Raw genomic sequence first — 26,277 nt, 5'->3', positions numbered from 1 at the left:
CGATAATTTTGGGAGAAGTCAGCTATTTCTAGCGAAAGGGTAATTGGTGGAGCCTAGGGGGATCGAACCCCTGACCTCTTCGCTGCCAGCGAAGCGCTCTCCCAGCTGAGCTAAGGCCCCATCTTTATCAGACAAATGGCATGTCTGATTTGGGAAGAAGATAGCCATTTCTTGCAAAAGTGGTTTTGGTGGAGCCTAGGGGGATCGAACCCCTGACCTCTTCGCTGCCAGCGAAGCGCTCTCCCAGCTGAGCTAAGGCCCCGTTATTCTTCTAAGCACCGATACTTCAATGAAGTTTTTGTGCTGATGGAGGCGGAACATAGATGGGCCGCCCCCACATTTCAAGAGAATACTCTCATAACAGCCTGCGGTTTCACAGGCTGTGGAAATTTTAGCTTTCGTCGTCGTCGCGGCTCACAACAATGCCCGGAACGGAAGAGTCTTCGTCGTCTTCATCATCCAGGAATACGTCGGAGTCATCGCCACCGATGTCATCGCTGATGCCATCTTCGTCCAGATCAGGAATATCTTCACCAGCTGCTTCTGCATCAGCTTCTTCCAGAGATACCAATTCTGCATCGTCTTTTACCAATGCGTCCTCAGCTTCTTCTTTCTGAACAGCTTTTACAGCTTTTGCAGTCTTCGCTGTCATGCCCAGATCAAACATATCGCCACACTTAGGGCAGATGATTGGGTCACGGTTCAAATCATAGTATTTAGCGCCACACGCCGCGCACAGGCGCTTGGTTCCGAGTTCCGGTCTTGCCACGGTTCTCACCTTTGTTTGTATCTCGTTGACGGCCCCCTTAGCCTCAGGTTGGCCATCATGTCAAAGATAAATCTTAGAAATCTACCCGAAGTCGTACATTCACTGCCGAAATTTCGCAATAGTTCAATGCGCCCTAGGGTGACTGTCTTTTTCTTCCGTGCTAGGAGGAACTAGTTTTTTCAGTCTCGCAACCCCGGAAATGAACATGTCCCATAATTCGTCACCGCAAATTGTGACCGCTCACAGTGGCTCTCCGCTTAACGGCCAGATCAAAGTTCCAGGTGACAAGTCTATCTCCCACCGTTCCCTCATGTTTGGTGCATTGGCACTCGGCAAAACCACCATCTCTGGTCTACTCGAATCAGAAGATGTGATTGGTACTGCAAACGCAATGAATGCAGTCGGTGCCAAGTGTGTTCGCCAGGAAGATGGCACGTGGACGGTTGATGGCGTTGGACTGGGTAGCCTGTTGGAGCCGGAAGCTCCAATCGACTTCGGAAATGCGGGTACTGGTGTACGTTTGGCAATGGGCATCTTTGCGAGCCATCCTATTGCTGTCACCATGACTGGTGATGCCTCCCTGTCAGGGCGCCCAATGGGCCGCGTCCTTAACCCACTACGCGAGATGGGTGTTCAGGTTGTGGCACGTAATGGCGATCGCCTGCCAGCGTCTATCCGCGGCAGCGACACTCCTATTCCGATCACATATCGTGTGCCAATGGCCTCTGCACAGGTTAAGTCTGCAGTACTACTGGCTGGTTTGAACACTGCTGGTACAACAACCGTTATCGAGCCTGTGGCAACTCGTGACCACACCGAGAAGATGCTTGTTGGTTTTGGTGCAGAGCTGAACGTTGAGATCAATGAAAGCGGTGAGCGCGTGATCACCCTGCAGGGTCAGCCAAAGCTGCAGCCGCAGGACATCACTGTTCCTGGCGATCCATCCTCAGCTGCCTTCCCGATTGTTGCAGCACTGATCACACCGGGTTCTGATGTGACCGTTGAAGGCGTGCTTCTGAACGAGCATCGTATTGGACTTATTACTAGTCTGCTTGAAATGGGCGCTGATATTACCATCTCGAATGAACGGGAAAGTGGTGGAGAGAAGATTGGCGACATTCGCGCCAAGTATTCGAAACTGAAGGGTATTACGGTTCCAGCGGACCGTGCACCTTCCATGATCGACGAATATCCAATTCTGTCTGTTGCCGCTGCCTTTGCTCAAGGTGAGACCGTTATGCTCGGTCTTGAAGAGCTGCGCGTGAAGGAGTCAGATCGTCTGGCTGCTGTTGCACGTGGTCTGGAAGCAAACGGTATTCCGTGCGTTGAAAAACAGGACAGTCTGACTGTTACTGGTGGTGCTAACAATATTGGCGGTGGTACTGTTGCTACACATCTGGATCACCGGATCGCAATGAGCTTCCTTATTCTGGGGCTCGCTGCTCACAAGCCGGTTCAAGTTGATGATGCAGCACCAATCGCAACAAGCTTCCCGACCTTCCTCTCCATGTTTGGCGAGCTGGGTGGCAAGCTTGAAAATAAGAATGAGGAAGCTGCATGATTATTGCTCTGGATGGACCAGCGGCATCTGGCAAGGGAACACTCGCACGCCAGCTCGCTGAGCATTTTGGACTTCGCCATCTGGATACCGGTTTGACGTATCGTGCTGTTGCCGCTGCGCTGCTTGCGCGCGGCCTGCCACTTGGTGATGAAGCTGTTGCCATCTCCGTTGCTCAGAACCTTGATCTGGGCAATCTGGACCGCAATCAGCTCTCTGCGCATGAAATTGGAGAAGCGGCGTCTCGCATTGCTGTTCTTTCTGGTCTGCGTGAGGAACTGGTGCGCCTTCAGCGTGCGTTTGCTGAGCAGGAACCAGGCGCTGTTCTGGATGGCCGTGACATCGGCACTGTTGTGTGCCCGGATGCGACTGCAAAACTGTTTGTAACAGCCTCTCCGGCAGCGCGAGCAAAGCGCCGTACGGACGAGTTGAACGGCAAGGGAATTCCAGCTGATTTTAATGAAATCCTAGTGGATCTGGAGCGCCGCGACGAGCGTGACAGCACCCGCAAAGACAGCCCATTAAAACCCGCTAAAAATGCACACTTGCTTGATACGACAGAAATGGATATAGACTCCGCATTTCGTGCGGCTGTGGATATCGTCGAACGCGCCCGGAAAACGGCTGTTTCATAACAGCCATCGGAGTTCGCGTTTGTCGTTTCTAGCGACTGTCATGATACCGAATTTGGACAAGTGCGACCGCTTTCGCCGGCCCACTTACTTGTAAGTGGTTGTTTTTCAACGCGAGTTGAGAACCGGAAGCTCTTGTCCTTTAGTGTTAACACAAACCCGCCGGCGAGCGCCATTCTTATGGCACCAGGAGATTTCATGGAAAATCAGAACTTTGCTGCTGAAGACTTTGCAGCTCTGTTGGAAGAATCTTTTGCGACTTCCGACCTTTACGAAGGCACCGTTGTAAAAGGCACCGTTGTTGCTATCGAAAAAGACCTCGCAGTTATCGACGTAGGTCTGAAGGTTGAAGGTCGCGTTCCTCTGAAGGAATTCGGCGCTAAAGGCCGTGACGGCGAAATGTCCGTTGGTGACGAAGTAGAAGTTTACCTTGAGCGCGTTGAAAACGCGATGGGTGAAGCTGTTCTGTCCCGCGACAAAGCACGCCGCGAAGAAAGCTGGGTTCGCCTGGAAGTAGCTTTCGAAGCTGGCGAAAAAGTTACTGGTCAGATCTTCAACCAGGTCAAAGGTGGTTTCACCGTCGATCTGGATGGCGCAGTAGCATTCCTGCCACGCTCTCAGGTAGACATCCGTCCAGTACGCGACGTTACTCCTCTGATGCACACTCCACAGCCTTTCCAGATCCTGAAAATGGACAAGCGCCGTGGCAACATCGTTGTATCTCGCCGTACCGTTCTGGAAGAAACACGCGCAGAACAGCGTTCTGAACTCGTTCAGAGCCTGGAAGAAGGTCAGACCGTTGAGGGTGTTGTTAAGAACATCACTGACTACGGTGCATTCGTTGACCTGGGCGGCATCGACGGCCTCCTGCACGTTACCGACATCGCATGGCGTCGTATCAACCACCCAAGCGAAGTACTGACCATCGGTCAGACCGTGAAGGTACAGATCGTTCGTGTGAACCAGGAAACACACCGCATCAGCCTCGGCATGAAGCAGCTGGAAACCGATCCATGGGATGGCATCGAAGCCAAGTACCCACTGGACGCGAAGTTCTCCGGTCGTGTTACCAACATCACCGACTACGGTGCATTCGTAGAACTGGAGCCAGGTATCGAAGGCCTGATCCACGTCTCCGAAATGTCCTGGACCAAGAAGAACGTACACCCAGGCAAGATCGTTTCTACTTCTCAGGAAGTTGAAGTGGTTATCCTGGAAGTTGACGCTTCTAAGCGCCGTATCTCCCTGGGCCTCAAGCAGACTCTGCAGAACCCATGGGAAGCATTCGCTCAGCAGTACCCAATTAACGCAACCGTTGAAGGTGAAGTTAAGAACAAGACCGAATTCGGTCTGTTCATCGGTCTCGAAGGCGATGTTGACGGCATGGTTCACCTGTCCGATCTGGACTGGAACCGTCCGGGCGAGCAGGTCATCGAAGAGTACAAGAAGGGCGACGTTGTTAAAGCAGTCGTTCTTGACGTTGACGTTGAGAAAGAGCGCATCTCTCTCGGCATCAAACAGCTCGACGCTGATCCGTTTGAATCCGCTGGCGACGTTCGCAAGGGCGCAATCGTTAAGTGTGAAGTGACTGAAATCAAAGACGGTGGTCTCGACGTTAAACTCGTAGACGGCGACCTCTCTGCATTCATCCGTCGCGCTGACCTGTCCCGTGAACGCGGTGAGCAGGATCCAACACGCTTTAACGTTGGCGACGTAATCGAAGCTCGCGTTACTCAGTTCGACAAGAAGACCCGCCGCGTTGGTGTATCCATCAAGGCACTGGAAATTGCTGAAGAAAAAGAAGCAGTTGCACAGTACGGCTCTTCCGACGCTTCCTCTTCTCTCGGCGACATCCTCGCTGCAGCTATGAAGAAGCAGTCCGACGACGAATAAGATCTAGCAATAGATTTTGCGAAGAAGCCCGCTCATTTGAGCGGGCTTTTTTGTTGCGCTTATGAATGCGTTCGTTTGCGTTACTTCGTGTTTTTTTGCGCGCTTATGTCAGGGAAGCGCCCTAAACCTGCTCAGATTACGGGAGTGGTGCATATTTCGGCTTCGCTGCCTGTTTGGCGCGAATGGCGTCCACCTTGGTCCAGATTTCTTCCAGCTCCACTTCACCGCAATCGTGCATGTCGATGTGATGGGCGAGGCAGAGGGCGGCGAGTGTTACCATGACACCACCGGCTTCCTGTTTGAGCTCTCCAGCTTCCCGATTGAAGACGAAGTCGACAAGCTGATGCGCTTCGCTGGCGCTGCAGCCTGCGGACTGGACCAGTTCGAGAGCCTCTTCCAAAAAGCGATGGTTGCGTTCTGTCTTATCCGTGGCAATTTCCTTGCCGAAGCACTCCAATAGCCATGGGGCTACGCGTTCCTGAAAGCTCTCTATCTTGCTCACGTTCAAATCTCCAGCCTGCGAGGATAATCCGGCTTTGCATTATCACAGCTCTTGGGAAATTGAGAGTGGCGGCCAACAACCGATCCAGCGGCAGCGTTAGCCGATGATTTTCTTGACGGTGCTCATCAGGAGGGCTCGTGGGCCTTTTGGCAAGGCGAGGACGATGCGTTTTGCCAGAGGGCGTAGGTTCTTGAGCCAGAGGCTGGCGTAGAGTTGGCCTTTGAAGGAGAGCGGGCTGACGGCATCGAAGACGCTGGCGACTTCTGAGGTCCATGTCATCTTGTAGCGGGAGGCTGGCTTGAGGAAGTCGATTTTATCAATCCCAAGCGCAAAGCAGGCTTCGATGACATCCATCTGGTGAAGTTTACCGGGGCTGGATTGTTCGTAGTCCGGATTCCAGTCTGCCATGTAAGCGGAGTAGCAGCCTTCGAACAGGAAGCCCCATTCGGTTGAGATTGGGAGATCACCGTGTTTCAGCTCGAAAGCGATGAGTTCGCAGCCTTTTGCTGGGCCATTGCTCAATGACAGCAGGAGTTGCTGCAGGCCGTCACCTTCCAGAGCGCGGGAGGCGTACCCCATGGCTTCGACCCAGTTCTCACGACCTTTCAGAGTGCGCAGAACCATAGTTTCCAGTTCAGGGTCTCCCTGACGGATCACTCGGTGCGTCAGGCCTGCTGATTTGTGCAGGCGGTTGCGCTGGTTGCGGATGGTTTTGCGGGACCGGGCGGAGATGGACTTGAGATACTCCTCGAAGCTGTCCCAATGGTTCAGCTCCAGCCATGGCGCGCCGTCTGTTTCTCCAACTTCCGTAAACTGTGCGCTGGCGTAGTCATAGAGAGCGCCGCTTTCTCTGATCTGGCGCAGGTGGATAATATCCGCTCCGGCCTTTTGCAGATGTGGCTTCAAGAGGTTGAGCACCTCGGCTGGTTTGTAGCCGGGTTCCAGCAGCATCTCGGAGTACTGTTGGAAGGGTTCTCCCAGGCCTGTCAGCGCTTTCAGGGATTTTTGCTTTTCAATGCGCAGCGGCAATACCGCGATCAGGCTTTGTTGATCATAGACCACGAAGATCTTGGCGGATTGAACTGCTGATGGATTTTCAAGCGTCGCCATGGTCCAGGCATAGCTTTGGAAGACCGGATTGCCCTTGGCGGATTGCTCCAGCTTGCGCCAGTGCTGCTGGATGTCAGCGACTTCTACAGGAGACTGCAGCACGCGCACCGATGGGTTCTGGAGTGCTTTTGTTGCTGAGCTTTGCTTTACAGCAGCAAGCTCTTCCGATGTGACAACATCTGCCTGCAACAAATTTCTCCCTTACCGATGCTTTAAACGACTTAATTTAAGCAGTTTGCGTAGCTTCATCCGAAAACCCGTGTCCAGTTTTCGGCGATAGGCTCTAAATCACTGAATCTCACGGCACGTGCCTGTACTCGCGATTTTTATACATAGTTATTTTCAACCAGTTAAAAGTAGAAGTATTTTATTGAAATCAGAGCAATTGAGTTCCTCACGTTTCCGTTAGGAACGCAAATGACAGAATTACTATACCCTTCGCCCGGTTTCTCTCAGGGTGATGACAAATCGTCACTTGATTTCTTGCCCCGCAGAAAATGGAATGGTCCTGAATGAATTCAGGAGGGTTTCATGAGTGATTTGAAAGTCGCGCTTGTTGTTGCTGGTGGCAGTGGCATGGGTGCTGCGGCTGCACGCAAGCTGGCAGAGGACGGATACAAGGTTGCTATCCTCTCGTCCTCAGGCAAAGGCGAGAAGCTGGCTGAAGAGCTGGGCGGCGTTGGCGTAACCGGCTCCAATCTTGAAACAGCTGACCTGCAGCGCCTTGTTGATGCGGCCATGGAAAAATGGGGCCGCATCGATACTGTTGTGAGCAGTGCTGGCCATGGCCCTAAAGGACCGATCCTTGAGCTGACAGATGAAGACTGGGCCAGAGGCATGGACTTCTATCTGATGAACGTTGTCCGCATCACCCGCCTTGTGACGCCAATCATGGAAGCGCAGGGCAAAGGCAGCTTTGTCAACATTTCCACCTATGCGCTGTTTGAGCCTGAAGAACTGTTCCCAACCTCTGGCGTGTTCAGAGCGGGCCTTGCTGCCTTCACGAAGCTGTTTGCAGACAAGTATGCGGCTTCAAACATCCGCATGAACAACGTGCTGCCGGGCTTCATTGATAGTTTGCCAGAGAAAGAAGAGCGCCGGAATCGCATTCCAATGGGCCGCTATGGCACCTCTCAGGAAGTGGCAGATCTGATTTCTTTCCTTGCCGGAGACACCTCCAGCTACATGACAGGACAAAATATCCGCATTGATGGCGGAATTACGCGTTCAATCTAGGTTGGATAATTTTGTCAGGGCTGGCTTCGCATTTTGCGGAGGCTGACTTTGCGATGATTAAGCAGGAAGGTCTTAAATCAGCGAGACCAGAGAGGGGCGGAAACGCCCCTTTTTTAATGAGACAACGCATTCCCCTAAGGTAAGAATAAAGCAAATTCTGTGATCTACAGCATTTACATGCCTTCAATTTTAATTAATGTAAATATGAATTCACTTTAATCAAAATAAATATAATAGATAAGCAATAGTAAATTGATGGGTATTTTTAGTATCAACTTTTAATTTGCTATATACCACCTAAGATCGAGTCATATTTCGAAATTTTCTATTTCTGATTTCTATTTATCTTCAAGTAACGTCTGTATATTACTTTACACAGCGAGCAAGAGAGTATCCCATTCTCTCAAACTCTACTGTGCTGTTTGTCTTGGAACACGAGCGAGACCAATAACAATAATAAGGTCCGTTCTGGTTCAGGACTTCGGAATGCCCTCGCGGTCCGCCCGAAACCGCAGGGCTAACTGGAAACCCGTTTTACGCCGTCCTTGCAGCAATCGGCTTTGGGTTTCCAACAGCGCGCGATGAACTATGCCCCTAGTTCTCGCGTCAAGAATTAAGATCACTGAACCTGTCGGTTTTCAGAGCAACCGATGAAACAGTGGCCCAAAAAAGACGAAAAGTCCAACTGGCCCCATGGCCGATAAGATCCCGTTCCGTTCTCAGCTCCCCCCCACCTCCTGATGAACGGAACGGATTTTTTATGCGATAATCATATGCCGGTTGCGACCCGGCAATTGTTTCGGGTATGACATTTCAAAAGGTGGCATCTCCCAGCCGCTTCATTCAATTCGATAGGCAGCAAAAAACTAATGAAAACCTCTGCTCGTGAATGTCAGAACATGGCTCAGATCCGCGCTGAAATTGATCGCCTGGATTCAGAGCTTATCACCCTGTTTGCAGAGCGCTGGACGTACATTACCCGCGCTGCGGAAATCAAAAAACCGATTGGCCTTGCTGCCCGCATTGAAAGCCGCGTTGAAGAGGTGGCCAGCAATGTGAAGGCGCATGCCCGCGAAGCCGGACTGAACGAGAAAACCTACGAGACGATGTGGCGACACCTGATGGAAAGTGCGATTGCGCACGAAGAAGACCTGATGGAAGCAGAGGAAAACGTAAAATAACATAGTATCGCCATTTTCTCTGGCATCTTAGTCGATTAGCATTGCAACCAGAAATTTCGGAGATTTGACAGGCTGTGTCCCCCAAATTAACCGTTTGGCAGTGACAAAGCCTAATTTATGGTCGTGTTTTTACCGCCTGCAGAGAAAGAACACTTGGCTTATTCAAAAGCTTAGGTATTGTTTCCCTATAGTCGCTTAATTGAGTTTGACCGGGAAGACCCCATGAGTCTAGACAGTGACGTTCTTATTGATCGTAGGCGCCTGAGACGTAAAGTTTCATTCTGGCGTGTCGTTAGTTTTTTAGCACTGGCAGCATTGCTGTTGTGGGGTGGCGCCGAGGCAACCGGCCTTGGAGAGCTCGCCCGATCCGAAAAACATATTGCTCGCATCGAAATCAGCGGACCGATCACCTATGATCGCCGCCAGCTGGAAATGCTTGAAGCAATTGCCAAGGATGACACCGTGCAGGGCGTCATCGTTTCCATTAATTCCCCAGGTGGCACTACATCCGGCGGTGAAGCGCTGTACAACGCGCTGCGCAAGATTGCCGAGAAGAAGCCTGTGACAGCGTCCATCACGACGCTTGGCGCATCTGCTGCTTATCTTTCTGCTATCGCCAGTGACCACCTTGTTGCTCAATACACCTCTTTGACCGGCTCAATTGGTGTTCTCTTCCAATACGGTAATGCGAAGGGCCTGCTCGACAAGATTGGTGTTGAGATGGACGCGATCAAAAGTGCACCATTGAAAGCTGAACCAAACTTTTATGAGCCAGCCACGCCAGAAGTGAAGGCAGCCTTGCAAGACATCATCGACGATACCTATATGTGGTTCGTTGGGCTTGTTGCAGAACGCAGAGGCCTTTCCCAGGAGCGTGCGCTTCAGCTTGCCAATGGTCAGGTTTACACCGGACATCAGGCAAAAGGGCTGGAGCTGATCGACGAGATTGGTGGCGAACAGGCTGCGCATCAGTGGCTTATTGAGAAAAAAGGGCTTTCCAGTGATTTGAAAATTATCGACTGGAAACCAGAATCAGACGAACGGACACTCCCGTTCCCTGCAAATTTATTAGGCTTTTTGGGTAGTGAGAACCAGAATTTGATACACTCACTTCTCAAAACAGCAAAAAGTGTCGTAGATTCAAGCCTACCGCTTGACGGTCTCGTGTCTGTTTGGCAGGCTCCGGATGCGGCAACAGTCTCAGCACTTGGGGGGGCAAAGCATGATTAAATCGGAATTAGTTCAGACTATCGCGGAGCGTAATCCGCATCTCTATCAGCGTGATGTAGAGAATATCGTAAACGCCATTCTTGATGAAGTTACCGAAGCGCTGATGCGCGGTGACCGCGTTGAGCTGCGTGGCTTTGGTGCGTTCTCCGTGAAGAACCGCCCTGCGCGCGTGGGACGCAATCCAAGAACTGGCCAGAAAGTTGAAGTTGGCGAAAAGTTCGTTCCGTTCTTCAAAACCGGCAAAGAAATGCGCGAACGGCTGAACGACGGCACGGATCACGGCGAAGACTGATCCTGGAGTAATAAATTGGCTCGTTTCCTTCGGAACCTGCTGCTTATCCCTATAGCAGCTCTACTTGTTGTACTCGCGGTTGCGAACCGGCATTCCACGCTGATTTCGCTTAACCCCTTTAATCCAGAGGATCCGATGTTGACCTTCAACATCCCGGTGTTCTGGTTACTGTTTGGCGCTGTTGGACTGGGCGTGGTGCTCGGCGGTGTGGCGACCTGGATGCGACAAGGCCGTTTCCGCAAGGAAGCTCGCGTACAGCGGCGGGAAGCGAACCAGCTTAAACATGAAGCGGATTCACTGCGTAAGGTGGCACAGGGTGACATTGCACCTGGCCTGCCATCACCAGACCATAAAAAGGCAGCCTAACCGCTTTATTACTCTGCCCTGAACGCTGAAAACGGGGATTGCGAATGCGGATCATCACTGCTCAGGAAATTGAGGAGGTGATGAACTTTCGTGATCTTCTTGAAACGCTGAGACGTGCTTTTCGTGTTGGTGCGGTGGCCCCTTCCCCGCTCACACAAAGAATTGCACGTCCTACCGGCCTCGGCGACGGCTCTCTCACCATTTCTTCCGCATGGCATGACTTTGCAGCTCAAGACACCATTGAGCGCGGGTTTATTGGGACGCGGATCGAAAGCTCGCTTCCGGGCTCTCAGGAACATCAATCCCCCAGTGTGGCAGGTGTTTACCTCTTGCAGTCCGGCAAGACCGGGACACCGCTTGCGTTGCTCGATGGCAAAGCGCTGGTGAACTGGCGCACGGCGGCCACATCGGCGCTGGCTTCCTCCTACCTTTCTCGCGAAGATTCCTCCCGCCTACTGATGGTGGGGGCTGGCAGTCTTGCGCCGTATTTGATTGAAGCGCATGCCTCTGTGCGGCCTATCAAGGAGATTCTGGTGTGGAACCGGAGCCCAGCCGGGGCTCAGCAATTGGTAGAGGCCATGCAGGGCCAAGCCTTTACGATTTCAGCCACAACAGATCTGGGTGGGGCTGTTCGCGGGGCTGATATTGTTTGCTGCGCCACGAGTACGCATAGGCCGCTCATCAAAGGCGAATGGCTTCAGGAAGGCACGCATCTGGATCTGGTGGGTTCAACTCATGCGGATCAGCGGGAGTGCGATAATGAGGTGATCTCGCAGGCGCGGCTGTTCCTCGACAGCTATGACACGACACCGACGACTGCCGGAGAGCTGAAGGAGCCGCTGGCGGATGGGGTGTTGAGCCTGCAAGACATTGCGTCTGATCTGGCGGAGCTGTGTCAGGGAGACCGGGCGGGTCGTCGCTTTTACGAACAGATCACGCTGTTCAAATCCACGGGCACCGCACTGGCTGATCTTGCCGCTGCGGGGCACGTTTATCTTCGCGTTTAATCCGGATTTAGCTGCTGGAGCTTAGTCGAGATCCTCAAGATCTTTCTTTCTTGGCGGTGCGTAGCTCGGCAGGTGCCAGTCTCTCGCGATAGCACCACCACGCAATATCATCGCAACGGCAAAGCCAAGAGCAGCTGCAAGATTGCTGCCTCCTGTTACCATGAGCACAGCCGTGTACGTGGTCGCGCCTGCCAGGGCAGCTGCGAGATAGATCTCTCTTTGCAGGAGAGCTGAGGGCTGGCCGGCGATGATATCTCGCAGAATTCCGCCGAATGTCGCGCTCGCGACCCCCATGAGAACAGCGATCGCAGCCGTATCACCCAGTGAGATTGCCTTCGCAGCGCCCATCACAGAGTAGGCGGCAACACCAACCGCATCAAGCCAACGCAAAGGACGGCCCCATGCTTCAACTCTATGCGCAAAAAACCACATGCCGATCGAGACGATAAGGCAGACATAGAGGTAGCTCTCGTCTTCGATCCAGAAAACTGGCACATCCAGAAGCGTATCGCGCAGGGTTCCACCACCGATGCCCGTTAGGGAGCAGAAGAACAGAAACGCGATAAAATCCTGACGCAGACGTGCAGCGACCAGTCCGCCCGTCACAGCGAATACGGCCACGCCCAAAAAGTCCAGATACTGCCAGATCTCAGAATGCATCTACGTCTTGTCCGCAAATTCGTTGGTTTCAAGATTGGTGGTTTTAGTCAGCCATCTTAAAAAAGCAACCGGAGAACTACACTACTTCATTTGTTGGATTTAAATAGCCCGAGATCCTGTGAAGGTTTTGGGGACAGCGCCGAGAACTTCAGATCAGCCCTGCGTTTCTTGCAGAGCTTCCGGCAGCATCAGGCCTTCCAGCGTCTCCTTGATCAGCTTCTCCATAGCCTGCTTTTCATCCTTCTCTTCAGGAGAGAGGTGCATTACGCGCATCATGGCATCAAGGCCGAACAGGAAAGCGATGACGAGGATTGAGCGAAGTTTCGCGTCGTCACCTTTGATGCTGTCGCTAAGTTCATCGACCACCTTATCGCCCAGAGCTTCGCGTATCATGGGGGCCACGGTCTCGTTGCCCATGGACCGCAGGATCGCCTGTGTCGGGTCCAGCGTCATCGGGCCATCGAGGTTCTTGGTGGTCATGTAGTGGGCGATACGGGCGGGGATGTTTTCCATATCGCCGATCATCAGCGGCGCCATGGTCATGCCTGGCAGCACGGCTTCGCGGAACAGGTTTTCCTTGGAGCCAAAGTAGCGCGTCACCAAAGCGATGTTGGCTTCTGCAAGGTCCGCGATCTCTCTTGTTCCAGCACCATCATAGCCCTTTTGCGAGAACTTAGCGCCCGCTGCTTGCAGGATGCGGTCTTTGGTTTGTGCAGCATCTCTTTGTTTATTCTGGGACATTCAGATCGCTCCGGCCATTGTAAGCCACCGCTTACATTTATTCTTGACTCTAAAGTAATCCATCGCTTACTTTTCTGTCAACGATGTAAGCACATGATTACTAAATCTAAGTACGTCCCGACAGGCCGTTATGAACCACGAAAGAATGGAGAGACCAGATGATCACGATTGACCAGAGCGCGTTTAAGCCCGGTAAGAACTCAATCAGCTTCACAACAAAGGGCTACCGGATTGCTGCAGATCTTTACCTGCCAGAGGGTTTTGAGACTGCCCCTTGCCCAGCCATCATCTTTGCCCGTCCGGCAACGCAGGTGAAGGAACAGGCCAGCGTTGTCTACGGTGAGAAGATGTCTGCCCGTGGCTATGCTCTGTTGGCCGTGGATCACATTGGCTTTGGTGAGAGTGAAGGTGAAATCCGCAATTACGAGAACACCGAGAACATCATTGCTGTGCTGACGGACGGCATCACCGTACTGCGTCATCTGGATTGCATTGATGAAAACCGGATTTACGGCATGGGGCTTTGCATGGGTGGTGCCTACATCACTCGCCTTGCCTTCCTTGATAAGCGCCTGAAAGCCATCGCCACCATGTCCGCATACTTTGATTGTGCAACAGCCTTTGAGCAGATGATGGATGAGGAAACGCGCGGTCAAGCAATCCTTGGCGCAAATCTGGCGATGGAGAAATACCTGCAGACTGGAGAGGTGGATCGATATCCCGTCCTTGGCGCCATGAAACCGGGTGAGATTCCAGAGGGTACACCGCGCTATTACGCCGATGCCGTTGATTATTACATGACATCCCGCGGCGCACTGGAGCATGCACCAAACTACTCCAACATGCTGCCAGCCTTCCAGCTGCCAATCGACCCGGCGCTGAACCACTCCCCTTATGGAGACCAGCTGACCTTGCCAAAGCTGTTCATCCGCGGATCAGACGCAGCCATCACCGGCCCGCTGACTGATCTGTTCTACCCAAATGCAGCTGAGCCTAAAGAGCTGATGGTGGTAGAAGGTGCCGAGCACTTCGACCTTTATGACATCGACCAGTACGTCGATCCGGTCATCGACCGCGTTGATACCTTCTTCAAGGCCAACTGAGCTGTCATTGACGCAACAAAAAACGGAGGCCGTTCGATGGCCTCCGTTCGGTATCCCTCTCGGAAGCACTCCTTGAAGGAGTATCCGAACTGAACTTTTCAGCCAGGCCAATATTGACCTAGACAGTCACAAAAGCAGTTACTCCTGTGAGGTCGAAACTTGAAAACTATCAAGCAGCTCTTCCGCAGAAGTCATCAAATTACCGAGATCATCCGGGAATAGATCTTTATGACCAGTTGCACTGTATACGACATCCCCACGTAACCACTGACACTGTAGCTTTCCAAAGAAGGGTTTACACAGTTCGGCGGGCCCGGGGAGGTTATAACTAGTCTGAAAATAAGAAGCTTTTCCGATAGCAAGTGTTTTTTGATTGCTCTCGTATTGTGGTGTCATATCAGGAATAGAGACACGCACTTCGAAGAACCCTCCTCCCGGACGGATACTTCCTTTGGATGGCGCGTATTGCCATGGGATTTCATATCTAGCCTGACCTATCCAATAAATCTGCCGAAAGTCCGTTTCAACTCGAGGAAGGAATGGAGAAAGAGCCACTAAGGCAAATACCAATAGCCCGCTCTTGTAGATAAGAGGTGCAAGTGGTCGCCGCCATAGCCAGACGGCAAACATTACAACACCTGCAAGGATTGGTACGATCACTGCCGTTTGGCGCAGATAGAACAGTTTGTCGCCTCGAGCCTGCATCGGAGAGTAGGTTTCAATAATAACATGATCTACAAAGACCGGACCTAGCCAGTACACGGAAGCAACAACTGCGAGCCAGAATAAAACAGGCCATTTCCACATAGATCACCACGCACAAATATACATTCAATTACAAATAGTTGTGTTATTTATTTAGGAGTTTTCAGGCAGTAATCAAGCACTCTTCCCTTAAGAACATAGCGATCACAGGTCGTTTGATTACCCTCCTAGGTAGAACGATCTCGTAATTAGAACCGAGCAACAGCGCATACCTGAATAGTTTTTTTCAACTTTAGATTGCTTCATATCCTCTGCGTGCATAAGACAGAGCTTAGTGCGAGGTAGGTACTCACATCTCTAGTGGCCTGCATTTGTACATAGAAATAATATAGTTATGAGAATAGCGGGTCATATTATGGTTGCTCGAGTTATTATCCCACTTGTGGTTGGGTTTGCATTGGTTGGCTGTTCTGGCAGTGCGGGAATTTCAAAGAGAAATCCTGATTATTTTGGCGCTAAAGAACGTGATGGAGCGCTGAGCGGCGTTTATAATCCAGCGGGCTTTAGTTCAGCTCAGGTCCGGAAGCTTGTTGGCACATTATGCCAAGATAAACGACTTGAAGGATTTTCAGAAGCACGCAGTGACGGTCTGGTTGCATGGAAGACAGGTTGTGCAAACGGCGTTCGCAGTGAAGTTGGCTTTGTAGAGTTTCAGCGTATAGATGGCAGCCGCGAAATCATGGTTGAGACAACCGGTTCCAACGACAACGGTCATCTCGTGTACACTCGCCAGAAGGTGAAGCTATAAGCAGGTCCTTACAAAAAACGGAGGCCGATTGTCGACCTCCGTTTTGGAATTCTTTTGAGAAGCCCTCATTTGTGTGAGGGCTTTCTTTTTTAGGCTTCTTTGTCGATTGTGGAGCCTGGCTCAGCTGCTTTGTCGGCAACTGGAGCGATTTTTGGGCCGCCTTTGGAAACGCCGACCATTGCCGGGCGCAGGACGCGCTCGCCTATGACGTAGCCAGCCTGAACAACCTGAACAACGGTGTTGTTTGGAACTTCGGTGTTTGGCACTTCAAACATCGCCTGATGGAAGTGTGGGTTGAACTTTTCACCTTCTGGAGACAGACGCTTCACGCCGTGCTTTTCCAGGTGGTTGAGCATTTCGCGCTCTACCAACTCAACGCCTTCAACCAGCGCCTTCAGGTTATCGTCATTCTCACGCGCATCATCAGGCAGTGCTTCGATTGCACGGCCAAGGTTGTCGTTTACAACCAGCATGTCGCGAGCAAAGCTTGCCACTGCGTATGCTTTTGCGTCTTTGACTTCTTTTTCAGTCCGGCGGCGCAGGTTTTCCATTTCCGCCATGGTGCGCAGAGCGCGGTCTTTTAGGGCAGCGTTTTCAGCCTGCAGTGCTTCGATTGGATCTACTTCCACAGCAGCTTCTGCCTGCTCTGCGCCATTGGCACTCGCAGCTTCCTCAACCACAGCTTCCGGATTCATCTGCTCTTCTGCCTGCGGAGTTTTGTCTTGATCGCTCATCGTCATCCCGTCTTTCAAACTTGCTCTTATTCACCGAAGAGCAAAGCAGGGCTGCCAACAGGCGCCCGTGCCAAAACTTTATTCGGTCCTTATTTAGTCACTGTTTGCCAAAAACAAAAGACCTCCGGCCACATCAGTGACCGGAGATCCTCAGAATGCCCGATTTTACTCAGCATTTCGTTGCAGATACCCTCAAAATTATGAGTACTGCTTGATCCAATCAGCAATTTTGCCCTTTGGCTGTGCGCCAACGAGGGTTGCTGCAGGCTGACCATCCTTGAACAGGATCATGGTTGGGATTGAACGAACGCCGTAGTTCATAGCGCTCTGCTGGTTGCTGTCGATGTCCAGCTTAGCAATCTTAACCTGACCAGCCATCTCTTCGGAGATTTCTTCCAGAGAAGGCGCAATCATCTTACAAGGACCACACCAGGTCGCCCAGAAATCTACGAGAACAGGGGTAGAGCTCTGAAGTACTTCAGCTTCGAAGTTACCGTCTTCAACATTCACAGTGGCCATTTTTGCCTCTTTTCGTAATTCAGTTTGAGTCGCCCCCAACTGAGCAAACTCTGTTGCCCTGAAAGTAAGAACGCAAGTGCCGAGCGTCAAGCGAACGAATTCTCAACATTCGACTAGAATTTAAAAGATTTCATCAGTTCCACTGGTATTTCTACCAAATGGGGACCTGACGTATAGAGGAGCAGCGCTCTTATTCTCTTATCCGGATAAAGCTCAGAAAGCAGTTTTCTATAAACAGCTAGCTGCGCAACATACGTTTCGGAGACATCGTGCACGCTTCGTGGCACATAAGCATTCGTCTTGAAGTCGAGAATGATCACTTCTTCGTCATTGACCAGCAATCGGTCAATCAGGCCGAAGACTTCGACTGGTTTGCCGTCCTCTCCAGTGAGCATGCCCTGAATTGGAACTTCAGCTCTGCCGTTGGCACTGAACAGCTCTGCAAACTCTGGGTTGCCCAGCGTATTGAAGACATCATCCAGCAGGCGGTCTCTTTTGTCCGCAAAGCACTCTGGCAGAGAACTGGCGAGGAACCTTTCAGCAGACACCATGCGCTGGTCTTCTGGCAGGTCAGGCAGAAACTCCAGCAGGCGGTGGACGATGCGGCCACGGACCAGAGGCCAGTCTTCTGGTTGGCGCGCCGCTTCGAGAGCATCTTTCGGATCTTGCTGCTCGATGCTTTCCTTTGCTTCCATCTCCTCAAAAGCGGCAGATGGCTTCAGGCGGCGGATACGTTCCGGGGTGCTGACGTTTTTGGAAATCCAGTCGGGCATTGCTGCCTGTTGCTGGCTTTCAGCCTTTTCGGACTGTGGCAGGACCGGTTCTGGCTTTTCAATGCCACCCTTGGTCCAGATCCATGCGGATACTTCACCATTGGCGTCTGTTTGCTCGCGCGCTTCCTCAATCAATCCGTTGCGAGTGAGTGTGTACCAACATTCATCATGAGGGCCGCGCTTAGGCGACCAACCGCAGACGACGAGGCGGTCTTTTGCGCGGGTAAGGGCCACATAGAGCAAGCGGCGGTATTCTTCTTTCTGCTCATCGGCCAGCAGTTCCAGCGCTTCTTCATGCCATTCGGTGCGCTGTGCCTTGTTGGGCAGCCAGACGAGAGCGGGTGCTGCTTCCGTATCCCCTGCCCGCTGCTTTTCAACCATCACCGGCGCGTGCAGGCTGGAGACTGGGGCGTTACAGCCATCAGCGAGGATAACGTAGGGCGCTTCCAGACCTTTGGAGCCGTGGACCGTCATGATGCGGACCATGCCTTTGGCGGCGTTCAGCTCTCGCTTGATCTCGGTCGGCGCTTCCGCCAGCCATGCAAGGAAGCCTTCCATGCCCGGTGTACCACTCTTCTCATAAGTGAGCGTCAATGAAAGGAACTCATCAAGCACGTCATCGACTTCAGTGCCGAGGCGTTCGCGGAACTTCTGGCGGTAGCCGTCTGTGCCCATGATTTTGGCGTAGAACTCGAACGGCGGCACGAAGTCGGCGCGGTCTCGCCAGACTTCCAGCTGCTTGCGGACGAGTTGCCACTTCTCGCTGTTTTCTGATTTTCTCAGCAGCTCATGCCAGAGGGTACCCGGCCTTGGAACACCCGGTGTTTCATGGGCGATCTCGAAGAGGTCGTCATCCAGCAGGCCGAACAGTGGGCTTTTGAGAACGCAGGCAAGAGACAGATCATCTTCTGGCAGCAGGATAAAGCGGCCCAGCGCAACAAGGTCTTTGACCGCGATGTGGTCTGTGAGGACAAGACGGTCAGAGCCAGCGGCAGGCACATCCAAGCGTTTGAGTTCGCGGTTGAGTGCTTCCACAAACGGGCCACGCTTGCGGACGAGGACGAGAACATCTCCCGGCCCAGCGATGTTGCGCTCATCCCAATCCTTGATCTGCTCCGCAATGCGGGTGGCGAGGCGCAGCATGGGATTGCCGGTGCCGATGGCATCGATTGGCTGGGTCCAGTCGTCCGGTTCCAGCGTTTCAACGGCTTCTTCCAGTGGCCAGATTTCGACGCGGCCCGGATCGTTGTGGCGGATGGCTTCGTGCACGGGCGCAACGTTGTCCTGAGACAGGCCTTTGTAGGTTTCCGGCGTGTCGAAGACCTTATCGACCGCGCCCAGCACATCCGGTGTGGAGCGGAAGGAGAGGTTGAGCTCGATGCCCTCGAAGTTCTTCTGTGCTTCTTCAGCACGGCGGGCAAAGAACTTGCGCATTTCGGCGAAATAGGCTGGGACGGCGCCCTGGAAGGAGTAGATGGACTGCTTCTCGTCGCCTACCGCGAAGATGGTGCGGACTTTCTCTCGTGCGCCATCACCCGCGAAGAATTCTTCTGCCAGTGCGCGGATCACCTCCCACTGGCGGGGGCTGGTGTCCTGCGCTTCATCCACGAGGATGTGGTCGAGGCCTTGGTCCAGCTTGTACTGCACCCATTGAGCAGCTTCTGCACGGGACAGGAGCTGCGCAGATTTCACCACCAAGTCCTCAAAGTCGAGGTAACCGCGACGGAGTTTTTCCGTCTCGTAGTAGCGCAAAACCGCATCTGAGAGGATGAGGATCGCTTTGGTGCCGGATACCGTTATGACGGCGTTCTGGTGTTGCAAAGCTTCCAGCACACGCAGTTGCTCAGCGAACAAACGCTCGACAACTTCTGGGAAGGCGGTTTGCACCTTCTTGGTGGCGAGGGATTTGCGAGGGCCGAGGGTGCCTGTGAGGAAGATCTTCAGCCATGCAATGCGCCAGGCTTCGTCGCTTTTGAGCGTGATTGCCTGATCCAGAGCATTGGCGCGGTCCTGATCTGTCTTGGAGCCGACGCGTAAGGCTTCTGCAAACGCTTTTACTTCGTCGTCAGTGAGAGAACATTTCCGTCGCAACGCAGATGCAAAGTCAGATATATCATCCTCCGGTATGACGGAGAAATCAGCGTATAGCGCGGAAATGGCGCTTTCCAGGTCCCCATAAGGAGCAACCCAACGGTAGAACGCATCGCGGCGGCTGATCAGCTCTGAGAGGGCTTTCTCGACGCCTGAATCCGGTAATAGCTCGATAAGCTGGGACAGAGCTGACCCGATATCGGACTCAGGCTTAATCTCTGCGCGGTGCAGAATGCTGGCGCGGGCTTCGTTGAGCAGCTCTTCGGCCAAGCGGTCATCCAGCACGGAAAAGTGGCCAGCAACATTCGCTTCCAGCGGGAACTGGTGCAGCAGCGCTTCACAGAACGCATGGATGGTCTGGATTTTCAGGCCACCCGGTGTTTCCAGTGCTTTGGCGAAGAGACGGCGGGCGTTGGCCAGTTGCTTGGGCGAGGTTGGGCAACCTTCGATATCCTCAATCTCAGCAGCCAGCTCTGCATCGCTTAGCTGTGTCCACTTGGCGAGGGAATCGAACACGCGGGTTGCCATCTCCGCCGCTGCTGCCTTGGTGAAGGTGAGGCAGAGGATGCGGGAGGGGTCTGTACCGGACAGCAGCAAGCGGACCACGCGGCGGGCAAGCACGAATGTTTTGCCGGAGCCTGCATTTGCACTCACCCATGCTGAGTTTTCAGGATGCGCTGCGCGTTGTTGGCTATCGAGGGTTTTTGCTGGGATATCCATTATGCATCCTCCCCATCTTCCCCAAGGGACCATTCCTGTACGCGGGCGAGGTGATCATAGGAGGCGGCCCATTCCCTTTCCTTCAGCACACGCGCTCTGGAGAGGTAGCCTTTACGTGGGTTTTCATAGGCGGCAACCAGCTGTTCCAAGCGTTTCCATGCTTCTTCTGAGAGTTCTTCGGCGGTGCTTTCCTTTGGCACGCGGCTTTCCAGCTTCACAGCATCGCTGCCACCTTTGAGCTGGATGTAGAGCATGTCGGAGATTGGCATGTCGTGGGGAAGATCCTCAAAGCCCTTGCGGCGGATCATGGCCACTTCCAGCGGCAACTGCGGTGAGAGCAGCGCTTCCACCTGTTTGGCAGATGGCGGCTGGCCGGTTTTGTAATCCACGACGCGCAGGGTGTTGTCTTTCATCTGATCGATACGGTCCGCACGGCCTGTGAGGGTGAAGTTACGTTCCGGGCGCGGCATTTCTACTTTTCCGTACTCTTCCAGAAAGCGATCATAGATCTTGGGTGCGACTTCGCCTTCGTACGCCACGAACTCTTCCGCGATGCGCTCAAAGCGCGGCCACCACAGGGCGCGGATGGCTGGGAACGCATCCAGCGGGCGAAACAGGCGGCCTCCCTCGGTCAGCAGGGCACGGACGGCTTTTTCATCAAACTGACCGTCCCAATCCTCAAGGAAGTTTGCCAATGCATCGTGGATGATGTTGCCTTTGTCGGCAGCGCCCGGTTCTCCACCAATCGGGTCCACCTCATCCAGCTTGAGCACGTGCCTGGCGTAGATGAGATATGGGTCGCGGATCAGGTTTTCGATGGCTGTTACAGAGAGCTGTACCGGACGGGCTTCTACTGGCGGCATTGGTTCCGGGCGTTTGGCTGGGCGCACGGGTGTTTCGGAGCGGTCCAGCACGTGGGCCATTTCCGTGTAGCGTTTGCCTTTGGCGCGCATCTGCTGCTCAACGCTCTGACCAGCCAGCGTCACGATGCGCTGGAGCCAGCGGGAAGCTACAGTTGGGGAGCCGTCGACACGCTCTGAACGGGAGAGCACCACTTCCGGCGCGCCAAGGTTCCAGAGGAAATCGTGGGCGGAGGTGCCGATTTTACGCTCTGGCGGGTCAAGGCCGATCTGGCCTTTCATGGGGCGGTTGAGCCATGGATCATTGCGAGTGCGCTGTGGCCATGTGCCTTCGTTCAGTCCACCAAGCACGACGAGGTCGTAACGCTGGAGGCGGGCTTCCATGGGGCCGAGCAGGTGGATGCGTGGATCAGCAGGTGTGCGGGAGCGGACGGCTCCGCCGGTGATCAGCGCGCCGAACACGCCAGGCCATTCGTTGGCAGGCACGCAGAGGCCAGCGGCATCAGCCTCCAGCAGGGCTGTCAGAGTTTCGGCCAGTGCCTTACCGTTTTCACCACGGAACAGCTCTTCGGTAGAGCCGTTTTCATCCGCACCGAGGAGCAGGACGGCATCCACGTGGGTTTTGATCAGCTCTTCAACGGGGATCTCATTTGGATTTTGCAGCAGAGCTTCCAGTGGGCCGAGGGCTTGTTCCAGACGGTCCAGCAAGGTATTGATGGCGTCCCAGTCTTCCTCCACCAGTTTGCGCCAGCGGGCGACGGGTCTGTCAGCTTTCTCCATAGCCTGATCGTGAGCGGCTTCAACCGCTTCACGCAGACCGCTCAGGCCCGGCCTTGGATGAGGGCCACGCAGTACGCCGCGTTCCAGTGCACGGGCGGCGGAGCGTACTTCTTTGGCTTTCATGCCGAGGAAGGCGAGCGGGTATTTGAGCAGGGCTAGCAGATTGACCGGATCGAGCCCCTGCAAAGCCAGCTTTGCCGTGAGGATGGCAAGCACCATGGGCGGTGTTTGTTCCAGCGGGCGACCTGCGGTGTCATCTACGATGATGCCCCAACGGGTCAGCTCGGATGCCACGCGGCGCGCCAGTGTTCTGTCTGGCGAGATTAGCGCTGTGGTTTTGCCTGCTTCCACCGCTTCACGCAGCAGCAGGGCAATGGAGAGCGCTTCTTCCGCTTCGTTGCGCGCTGTGATCAGCTGCGTCCCTGCGAAGGCGGCTTCACGGTGCTCTGCCAGTTCTGACGTGAAGAAGTTCTGCCATTCTTCGGTTGTTTCAGCCGGGCGGAGTGCTTCGTTGACGATCTCGCAACGCAATCGAAGAGCTTCGCTTTCCGGCGCACCAAGCTGGGTGACGTCTTCCCGCTTTACGCCCAGCGCCAGCAGCAACTGGCGGAGGCTATATTGCGGATGTCCCGGCACGCGTTGTGGTTCTGACGGGCTGCCAAGTGCTTCCCAGCTTTCTGCATCCATACCCCTATCCAGCGCTGGCAGCACCAGTGCACCATTTTCAAGGCTGAGCACGGCTTTCATCAGCTCAGCAGTAGCCGGGAAGGAACCGGTTGCCCCTGCTACGATCACCGGACCGCGTGGCGAGGTGGTGCGCAGGCGGGCAGCTTCTGCTCGAATGAGGGCTGAGCGGCGTTCCTTCGGGTCCATCATGCCGATGGTCTTCAGGTGCTCAGGCCACAAGTCGGTGACGATCTTCAGAAATTCTAGCGTGATCTTCCAGTACTCGGCATGATCTTCCGGTACGAGGCTGCCCAGTTCTGCCCAGCTTGCTTCTTCTGTCTGCACCTCATCCATAAGCGTCAGTAGATTACCTGCAAGCCATGCTGCATCCGCGGAGGACGCTGGCACACGGGCTGGGTCATCTTCTTTGAGCTGCAGGATCTGGCGGCGGAGCTGGCCCTTCCATGCCCATACAAGACGCGTCATCGCGAGCTTGCGTTCCATGGTGGACATTGCGGGTGGCAACGCTTCGCCGTCCCCATGACCTTTCAGGATGTGCTCTTCTTCGTCTACATCACCGAGTGGCAGGATCTTAGGCAACAAGGCCGCTTTGGAACCCAACGCTTTGCGCAGGACATCCGGCAGGGTTCTGGCAGCACGGCGTGTGGGCACATAGATGGTGACATCGGCCAGCGCCATCGGATCATCATCCGCCTGAAAACCCGGGATCAGCTGGCCTGAAAGCAACGCTTCCACGGTTGCCTGCAGAAATGGCGTAGAAGGAGAAACGCTGAAAATATTTGGGGTGGCCGCCACCGGAGCCTCCTGAACAGAACCGAATGCTCCTTTTTAATAGAGTTTTTCACGGAGCACACAGCAAAAAGCGTGGTGAGTTTTTATATCCCCGCGAGATTGGTGATAAACCTGGTGGCTCCAATGCTTTGCTCAGAACTGAGTTGCCTTCCTTTGTTTCGAGAAGTTCCCAGGAACAGCCGGTGTAAAGGGTTGCATATTCTGTATAAACAAACAGCTTGGTTATGTTCTTCAAAACAGCTGCCTTTTCGGCTGCCTAATCAGTTTTGAAGCAACGCCTTTCCCCCGGTGTTCTGGAGCAACCAGCAACGCATTGATCCAGATAGAGTTCGTCGTGCTCTGAGGTTTCGGGGCTATTGTAAACGCCAGTCCACCGATGAGCTTCCCCTCCTCGCTTATTGCCAGTAAGGGGGCTGGAGCTTCAAGACCGTTCAGCCTGAGGTCAACCGGGTCCATCTCCCCCCATTCCTGAGCAAACCAATCGCACAGCTGAGACAGAAAATGGGGTGCATCATCGGAACTCAGGATCAAGATCATTTATGTCTCCGATGAGGGGCATGGTGCGTGGCGGACAACGATAGCGCAGTGAGATTTTATATCCCCGCCTCACTCACACCCGCAAATCAATTGCTCTGTTGATTTGGATGCCCGTGTTGGCGGCGCAGTAGGTGGGGAATGGGACGCGTTGGGTTGTGTTGATGTCCCGCCTGATCCATTCCCGCTCTTCCAGCCTGACCAGTGAAGCTGACAGTGCGCGGTCAGTGATCGTCGCCAGATCTGACCGGATTGATGAGAAGCGTTGCGGTGTGGCTGTCAGGGCCAGAATTGGCACTGTCCAGCTTTTGCGCAGCAGGGAGAACTCATTGTCATTGGGGACGGCGTTCACGATCCTGCTGGCAATTTCAGCGGCGCGAACACCTTTTGGCGTCAGGCGAAACTCCGGGCGCAACGGGTGGCCATGGCCGGGGTTTCGCTCCAGCAGGCCGAGTTCCACAAGATGCTCCAGACTTGCAGCGAACGATGTACGGCTTGCCCCTGATGCAGCCAGCAGCGGAGCCTGCCTGCCGGGAACACCAGCGTGCAAGTGAGCTAGAATATTTAGAGACCAAGCCCGAGATGTGAGCTTGACAAGCGTCGTAATGTCCATAAAGTATAGTTACTTTATTTTTTACTGAAAGGGAAGTTTCATGTCGCTTGTTTCTTTGGAAAATACGATCACATTGTCAATCTCTGTGCGTGACCGCCACGCAAGCGCGGAATGGTACAGCTCCATGCTTGGTTTTGAGCTGAAGCACCACATTGACGAAGCTGGCTGGAGCGAAATGCATACCAAAACCCCAGGCGTGACACTGGGTCTTGGTGAGCAGACCGAGCCGAAGCCGGGCAACACTGTGCCAGTGTTTGGCGTTGCTGATATTGAAAGCGCACGCGGAGCCATGGAAGGTGCTGGCGTTAAGTTCGATGGCCCTACTGAGACCATCGAAGGCATGGTCAGCATTGCGACCTTCTACGATCCAGACGGAAACGCAATGATGTTGGCGCAGGATCTGACAGTCTTTGCTTGATAACGAAGGATACTGCCCGTTTCGCGGTGTCCTGTCGTTTTGAATGCATGCGCTGTGGTTTGGATGACTGAGCCGCAGCGTTTCGCATGCCCGTATCGGGGACGCATCGCACCCTCCCTGCATGGCAGGCCATGCGGTGCTTTTGCGCTTCAGTTTTTGGGAAGTGAGCTGAGGCGGCCCGCGTGGGGTTGCGGGCCTATCCTGTATTGAGGTTAGTTTGCGCTGTTTGCGATTGCGCGTTCAGCGTCGTCCAGACCTTGAGGCGTTCCAACGTGCAACCAGAGGCCATCGCCTTCAACACCAAACAGGCGTCCACTCTCAATTGCCTTATCGAACAGCACATTGAGGGAGAATGGGCCTTCCGGCGTGTTTTTGAAGAGGCGCGGATGGATCATGGCGGTGCCCGAGTAGATAAATGGCGCTACGGAGCGCTCATCGCGGCGTTCCAGTCTGCCTTCGTTGTCCATCAGGAAGTCGCCTTTGCCGTCATAGCCAACAGCATTCACTGTTGGAGCAAGCAGCATCAGCATATCCATGTTTTCGTCATCCCATGTCTCCACCAGCAGGTCGAGATTTGGCTTAACGCCTTCCAGCCAGAAGCTGTCGGAGTTTTTGAGGATGAACGGATCGGTTCCGAGCATTGGCAGGGCTTTTTTGATGCCGCCGCCAGTGTCCAGTAGCTCATCGCGCTCGTCGGAGATCTTGACGTCCAGCCCTTCGAACTTGCGGGCGTGGCTTTCAACCAGATCTGCCAGGTAGTGCACGTTGACAACGCATGTTTCGAGGCCAGCTTCCTTCAAACGGGATGCTGCGCGCGCAAACATCGACTTACCGTCCACCTCGATGAGGGGTTTTGGTGTGGTCGCCGTCAGGGGCCGCATGCGTTTGCCCAGCCCTGCGGACAAAACCATAGCCGCTTTAGGATGGAAGGAGATTTCTTTAGGCATCGAGTTGTCTCTGTCG

Annotated in this window: 25 protein-coding genes and 2 tRNA genes; 12 read left to right on the top strand and 15 right to left on the bottom strand. The window is 53.8% G+C overall.

Annotated features, from left to right (window positions below; translation table 11 throughout):
* Nucleotides 1-44 precede the first annotated feature (44 nt).
* The 3 genes from PSE_RS03280 to PSE_RS03270 form a co-directional block, all read right to left on the bottom strand.
* Nucleotides 45-120 (bottom strand) — tRNA-Ala (locus PSE_RS03280).
* 66 nt (nt 121-186) lie between these two features.
* Nucleotides 187-262, bottom strand: a tRNA-Ala gene (locus tag PSE_RS03275).
* A 129-nt stretch (nt 263-391) separates the two neighbouring features.
* Nucleotides 392-769, bottom strand: a complete 378-nt coding sequence (locus PSE_RS03270) for a TIGR02300 family protein (RefSeq protein ID WP_014283551.1) — start codon at nt 767-769, stop codon at nt 392-394.
* 205 nt (nt 770-974) lie between these two features.
* Here PSE_RS03270 and aroA point away from each other — a divergent pair, with 205 nt between their 5' ends.
* From aroA to rpsA, 3 genes are all read left to right on the top strand, one after another.
* The gene (gene aroA / locus PSE_RS03265) at nt 975-2,330 is read left to right on the top strand and encodes a 3-phosphoshikimate 1-carboxyvinyltransferase (protein ID WP_041768853.1); all 1,356 of its coding nucleotides are present in this window, start codon (nt 975-977) and stop codon (nt 2,328-2,330) included.
* Nucleotides 2,327-2,962 carry a (d)CMP kinase gene (gene cmk, locus PSE_RS03260; protein WP_014283549.1) on the top strand — a complete coding sequence of 212 codons (636 nt, stop codon included), beginning with the start codon at nt 2,327-2,329 and terminating at the stop codon, nt 2,960-2,962. The genes aroA and cmk overlap by 4 nt, the downstream gene beginning before the upstream one ends.
* A gap of 195 nt (nt 2,963-3,157) precedes the next feature.
* Nucleotides 3,158-4,852 carry a 30S ribosomal protein S1 gene (gene rpsA, locus PSE_RS03255; RefSeq protein ID WP_008548461.1) on the top strand — a complete coding sequence of 565 codons (1,695 nt, stop codon included), beginning with the start codon at nt 3,158-3,160 and terminating at the stop codon, nt 4,850-4,852.
* 136 nt (nt 4,853-4,988) lie between these two features.
* Here rpsA and PSE_RS03250 read toward each other — a convergent pair whose 3' ends face one another.
* Together PSE_RS03250 and PSE_RS03245 are read right to left on the bottom strand one after the other, a co-directional pair.
* The gene (locus PSE_RS03250) at nt 4,989-5,354 is read right to left on the bottom strand and encodes a hypothetical protein (RefSeq protein ID WP_014283547.1); all 366 of its coding nucleotides are present in this window, start codon (nt 5,352-5,354) and stop codon (nt 4,989-4,991) included.
* 96 nt (nt 5,355-5,450) lie between these two features.
* Nucleotides 5,451-6,653, bottom strand: coding sequence for a GNAT family N-acetyltransferase (locus PSE_RS03245; protein WP_208998074.1), 1,203 nt, complete (start codon nt 6,651-6,653; stop codon nt 5,451-5,453).
* A gap of 342 nt (nt 6,654-6,995) precedes the next feature.
* On the opposite strand from PSE_RS03245, the gene PSE_RS03240 reads away from it, so the two are divergent.
* From PSE_RS03240 to PSE_RS03215, 6 genes are all read left to right on the top strand, one after another.
* A complete protein-coding gene (locus PSE_RS03240; RefSeq protein WP_014283545.1) occupies nt 6,996-7,700 on the top strand; it encodes an SDR family oxidoreductase in 705 nt (234 codons plus the stop codon).
* Between the two features lie 869 nt (nt 7,701-8,569).
* The gene (locus PSE_RS03235; RefSeq protein WP_008548209.1) at nt 8,570-8,881 is read left to right on the top strand and encodes a chorismate mutase family protein; all 312 of its coding nucleotides are present in this window, start codon (nt 8,570-8,572) and stop codon (nt 8,879-8,881) included.
* 222 nt (nt 8,882-9,103) lie between these two features.
* The gene (gene sppA, locus PSE_RS03230; RefSeq protein ID WP_041767893.1) at nt 9,104-10,111 is read left to right on the top strand and encodes a signal peptide peptidase SppA; all 1,008 of its coding nucleotides are present in this window, start codon (nt 9,104-9,106) and stop codon (nt 10,109-10,111) included.
* Nucleotides 10,104-10,403 carry an integration host factor subunit beta gene (locus tag PSE_RS03225; RefSeq protein ID WP_008548293.1) on the top strand — a complete coding sequence of 100 codons (300 nt, stop codon included), beginning with the start codon at nt 10,104-10,106 and terminating at the stop codon, nt 10,401-10,403. The genes sppA and PSE_RS03225 overlap by 8 nt, the downstream gene beginning before the upstream one ends.
* A gap of 15 nt (nt 10,404-10,418) precedes the next feature.
* Complete coding sequence (locus PSE_RS03220) at nt 10,419-10,769, top strand: lipopolysaccharide assembly protein LapA domain-containing protein (protein WP_208608922.1); 351 nt, start codon at nt 10,419-10,421, stop codon at nt 10,767-10,769.
* A gap of 44 nt (nt 10,770-10,813) precedes the next feature.
* Entirely contained in the window at nt 10,814-11,776 is a 963-nt protein-coding gene (locus tag PSE_RS03215) for an ornithine cyclodeaminase family protein (RefSeq protein ID WP_014283543.1), read from the top strand.
* 21 nt (nt 11,777-11,797) lie between these two features.
* Here the strand turns inward: PSE_RS03215 and PSE_RS03210 are convergent, their stop codons facing one another.
* Nucleotides 11,798-12,436, bottom strand: coding sequence for a trimeric intracellular cation channel family protein (locus PSE_RS03210; RefSeq protein WP_008548234.1), 639 nt, complete (start codon nt 12,434-12,436; stop codon nt 11,798-11,800).
* A gap of 153 nt (nt 12,437-12,589) precedes the next feature.
* Nucleotides 12,590-13,177, bottom strand: coding sequence for a TetR/AcrR family transcriptional regulator (locus PSE_RS03205; RefSeq protein WP_008548808.1), 588 nt, complete (start codon nt 13,175-13,177; stop codon nt 12,590-12,592).
* 158 nt (nt 13,178-13,335) lie between these two features.
* On the opposite strand from PSE_RS03205, the gene PSE_RS03200 reads away from it, so the two are divergent.
* Nucleotides 13,336-14,280 carry an alpha/beta hydrolase gene (locus PSE_RS03200; protein WP_014283542.1) on the top strand — a complete coding sequence of 315 codons (945 nt, stop codon included), beginning with the start codon at nt 13,336-13,338 and terminating at the stop codon, nt 14,278-14,280.
* A gap of 138 nt (nt 14,281-14,418) precedes the next feature.
* Here PSE_RS03200 and PSE_RS03195 read toward each other — a convergent pair whose 3' ends face one another.
* Entirely contained in the window at nt 14,419-15,087 is a 669-nt protein-coding gene (locus PSE_RS03195; RefSeq protein WP_014283541.1) for a hypothetical protein, read from the bottom strand.
* Nucleotides 15,088-15,400: 313 nt separating this feature from the next.
* Between PSE_RS03195 and PSE_RS03190 the strand changes: the two genes are divergently transcribed.
* Nucleotides 15,401-15,793, top strand: coding sequence for a hypothetical protein (locus tag PSE_RS03190; RefSeq protein ID WP_041767891.1), 393 nt, complete (start codon nt 15,401-15,403; stop codon nt 15,791-15,793).
* A gap of 89 nt (nt 15,794-15,882) precedes the next feature.
* On the opposite strand, the gene grpE is transcribed toward PSE_RS03190, so the two are convergent.
* The 6 genes from grpE to PSE_RS03160 form a co-directional block, all read right to left on the bottom strand.
* On the bottom strand, nt 15,883-16,527 hold the full coding sequence (grpE, locus tag PSE_RS03185; protein WP_041768852.1) for a nucleotide exchange factor GrpE: 645 nt from the start codon (nt 16,525-16,527) through the stop codon (nt 15,883-15,885).
* 198 nt (nt 16,528-16,725) lie between these two features.
* On the bottom strand, nt 16,726-17,046 hold the full coding sequence (trxA, locus tag PSE_RS03180; protein WP_008548703.1) for a thioredoxin: 321 nt from the start codon (nt 17,044-17,046) through the stop codon (nt 16,726-16,728).
* Between the two features lie 113 nt (nt 17,047-17,159).
* Nucleotides 17,160-20,630: a double-strand break repair helicase AddA gene (gene addA, locus PSE_RS03175; RefSeq protein ID WP_014283538.1), complete on the bottom strand. Its 3,471-nt coding sequence runs from the start codon at nt 20,628-20,630 to the stop codon at nt 17,160-17,162.
* Nucleotides 20,630-23,752, bottom strand: a complete 3,123-nt coding sequence (addB, locus tag PSE_RS03170) for a double-strand break repair protein AddB (RefSeq protein ID WP_014283537.1) — start codon at nt 23,750-23,752, stop codon at nt 20,630-20,632. The genes addA and addB overlap by 1 nt, the downstream gene beginning before the upstream one ends.
* 228 nt (nt 23,753-23,980) lie before the next feature.
* Nucleotides 23,981-24,286: a GNAT family N-acetyltransferase gene (locus PSE_RS03165; RefSeq protein ID WP_014283535.1), complete on the bottom strand. Its 306-nt coding sequence runs from the start codon at nt 24,284-24,286 to the stop codon at nt 23,981-23,983.
* A gap of 73 nt (nt 24,287-24,359) precedes the next feature.
* Nucleotides 24,360-24,896 (bottom strand): winged helix-turn-helix transcriptional regulator, encoded by a 537-nt coding sequence (locus tag PSE_RS03160; RefSeq protein WP_041767889.1) that lies wholly within the window; start codon nt 24,894-24,896, stop codon nt 24,360-24,362.
* A 40-nt stretch (nt 24,897-24,936) separates the two neighbouring features.
* On the opposite strand from PSE_RS03160, the gene PSE_RS03155 reads away from it, so the two are divergent.
* The gene (locus tag PSE_RS03155) at nt 24,937-25,314 is read left to right on the top strand and encodes a VOC family protein (RefSeq protein WP_193384385.1); all 378 of its coding nucleotides are present in this window, start codon (nt 24,937-24,939) and stop codon (nt 25,312-25,314) included.
* A gap of 212 nt (nt 25,315-25,526) precedes the next feature.
* Here PSE_RS03155 and PSE_RS03150 read toward each other — a convergent pair whose 3' ends face one another.
* Nucleotides 25,527-26,261: a nucleotidyltransferase family protein gene (locus PSE_RS03150; RefSeq protein WP_051125868.1), complete on the bottom strand. Its 735-nt coding sequence runs from the start codon at nt 26,259-26,261 to the stop codon at nt 25,527-25,529.
* Nucleotides 26,262-26,277: the final 16 nt, after the last annotated feature.

The sequence above is a fragment of the Pseudovibrio sp. FO-BEG1 genome, from assembly GCF_000236645.1.
Taxonomy (GTDB): domain Bacteria; phylum Pseudomonadota; class Alphaproteobacteria; order Rhizobiales; family Stappiaceae; genus Pseudovibrio.
This window is presented reverse-complemented; position numbering and strand designations above follow the sequence as displayed.